At 70.4% G+C, this 2,831-nt stretch carries 3 protein-coding genes; all 3 read left to right on the top strand.

Annotated elements, in window-relative coordinates:
- Positions 1-241 precede the first annotated feature (241 nt).
- Positions 242-922, top strand: a complete 681-nt coding sequence (locus VF647_18230) for a hypothetical protein (protein ID HEX8454030.1) — start codon at positions 242-244, stop codon at positions 920-922.
- An 8-nt stretch (positions 923-930) separates the two neighbouring features.
- The gene (locus VF647_18235; protein HEX8454031.1) at positions 931-1,950 is read left to right on the top strand and encodes a hypothetical protein; all 1,020 of its coding nucleotides are present in this window, start codon (positions 931-933) and stop codon (positions 1,948-1,950) included.
- Positions 1,951-1,995: 45 nt separating this feature from the next.
- A partial coding sequence (locus tag VF647_18240) for a hypothetical protein (GenBank protein ID HEX8454032.1) occupies positions 1,996-2,831 on the top strand: 836 nt, incomplete at its 3' end.

Raw genomic sequence — 2,831 nt, forward strand, 5'->3', positions numbered from 1 at the left:
TCACCCGCCCTGCGCCCCCGCAGGCGGGGGAGGGGGCCGGGGGGAGGGGGCCTTTCAGACCAATTGAAACCAGGGTCTACCCAAATCGTAATTTCTGCATCATCTTAAGCCGCTCGCGTGCATCCACGCGTGCGGCCGTCCCAGGCCGCCCGGATCCTGTGCGTCATCCCACCCGACCCCTCCACCCCTCAGGAGCGGCTCCGCACGGCCAGGCGGCGCGCGCGGGCCGAAGCCCAACCCCATGAGCGGATTCTTCGACAAGATCAAGGACGCCAGCAAGGACGCCCTCGGCACCTTTGTGGAGTTCGAGGAGGAAGATCGTTCCGACGCGACGGTCGGCTTTCCGCCGCGCCCGGCGGCTCCGGCGCCTGCTCAGTACGCCGCGCCCGCCGCGCCCGCGACGGCGGCGGCGCCCGCGCAGGCCGCGCCCGATCCGGAGTTCGTCAAGCAGCTGCAGGCGGCGGTGGGGGCGAGCGGCAAGCCCGCCTACGCGCAGTTCCGCGCCCTGTTCGACGCGCTCTCCGTGGTCCCCGATCCCATGCAGCGCGTGCAGGCCGCCCTCTCGGCCGCAAAGGCGAGCCACGGGGTGGACGCCGCCGCCGTGGCCGCGGCCATCGACGACCGCATGCGCATTCTGGACGGCGAGAAGAGCGCCTTCGACCGCGCCGTGAAGACCGAGTCCGACCAGTCGGTGGGCGGGGCGCAGAGCGAGATCGAGAAGACGCGCAAGGAGATCGCGCGGCGCCAGGAGGAGATCCGCACCCTGGAGGCCCGCGCCGCCGAGCTGGAGAAGAACCTCCACGAAACCCGCGCGGCGCTGGACGCGTCGTCCGCCCGCTTCGCGTCGTCGTACGCAGCCGTGCACGCCGAGCTCGCCGCCGAGCGCGCCCGCGTCGCCCCGTTCCTTACCCCCAACGCCTGAGCCCGACGATGGAAACTCCAGCCGCACCGCGCCCGCGCCGCACCTTCTGGGAGCGCCCCGAAGGGAAGGTAGGGATGGGCATCGTGGCCGCCCTGGGAATCCTCCTGGCGTGGGGCTTCGTCCGCATCCTTCCCACGCTCATCCAGATCGCCGAGAACACGCTGTACCTGGCGTTCCTGGTGGGCGCCATCGCGCTGCTCTACTGCATCGTCTTCGTGTGGGATCGTCCGCGGACGCTCCTCTTCTACATGCTGCAGATGATCTCGCGCTGGATCACCTCCAACTTCATCGAGCTCGATCCGGTCTCCATTCTCCACGCCTTCGTGAAGCAGATGAAGGAGCGCCGCGAGGTGATCCAGGACCGCCTGGGGCGCATCGTGGGGGTGAAGCGGATGGTGGAGGCCAAGGTCCAGAAGAGCGAAAAGGAGCGGCAGCAGGCGCTCCGCCTGGCCGCCGCCGCCAAGGGGCAGTCCGACGAGGACGGGCTCAACGCCCACGCCGAGATCGCCGCGCGCCGCACGCGCGACATCCAGGAGTACCAGTCGATGGTCGGGCAGGTGGAGAACATCGAGAAGCTGCTGCAGCGCGTCCTCCGCCGCGCCGACTACCACATCCAGACGGCCGAGGACGAGGCGAACCAGCTGCAGGACAAGCACGCCATCACCGGCGCCGTGCAGGCGGCGACGACGGCGGCGCAGGGGATCTTTGGCGACAGCGACCTGGCCGAGGTGCGCGACATGGCCGCCGAGCGCATCCGCGACGACTACGAGAAGCGTCTGGGAGAGCTGCAGACGCTGATCGACCTGACCGACTTCGACCACGCGGTGGACCTGAACCAGATGGCCTTCCGCCAGGAGGGCCTCGCGCAGCTCGCCGAGGCGGAGAAGAAGGTCACGGCCGCCGAGCTGGCCAACCCGGACGGCCGCGGGCGTGCGGCGCTCCCGGCCGGGGCCCCCGCGGTGCCGCAGCCCGGCACCGCGTCGCCGGAAGACCGCTGGCGCAGCGCGGTCCGGCGCCCGAAGGCGTAAGGGCGCCCTCGTTTCAACCAACCAACTCCTATCCGCAGGGCCACGATGAAACTGACTTCCACGGGCCAGAAGACGGTCCGAGTGCTGGGCGGCCTGGCCGTCATCCTGGTGGTGGGCCTCGGCCTGCGCTACGCCGCCATGAACGGCTACGGGCGCGAGATCCTGGGCTCCGTAGTGCCGGAGAAGATCGAGGGGCTGGACGCCGGCTCCGACGCGCTGGTGGGCGGGGCCGAGTTCGCCGGCCTCCCCAGCGACAAGCCGGCGGCGCTCCCCGGCGCTCCCGAGGTGCGCGTCAACTTCTGGGCGTGGAACTCCCAGATGGGGTGCCTCTACAGCAACGGCGGCCCGGTGACCACCGAGGGCTCGCTGATGGAGAAGCAGGGGATCAAGGTCAAGATCGCGCGGCAGGACGACAACTCGCAGCTCATGGCGGGGCTCACCGCCCTCGCCAGGGGGCTGCACGACGGCCAGGCCCAGCCGCGCGACGGGATCCACTTCATCGGCATCATGGGTGACGGCGCCGGGGCGTTCCTAGCCGCGCTCAACAGCCAGCTCGTCGAGAGCTTCGGCCCGGAGTACCGCGCCGAGATCGTGGGCTCGTGCGGCTACTCGCGCGGCGAGGACAAGCTGATGGGGCCCAAGGCGTGGCGCGACAACCCGCAGAGCATGCGGGGCGCCGTGGTGGCCGGCGTGCTGCGCGACGGCGACTGGAACATCGCCCAGCGCTTCATGGGCGACAACGCCATCCCCAACAACCCGGACGAGACCACCTACGATCCGCAGGCGGTCAACTGGATCAACACCTCCTCGTACGTGGACGCGGCCGAGAAGTACGTCTCGGGCTACTGCGAGGACCGCAAGGTGGTGCAGGACGGCAAGCT

The organism is Longimicrobium sp., assembly GCA_036387335.1.
In the GTDB taxonomy this organism is placed as follows: Bacteria; Gemmatimonadota; Gemmatimonadetes; order Longimicrobiales; family Longimicrobiaceae; genus Longimicrobium.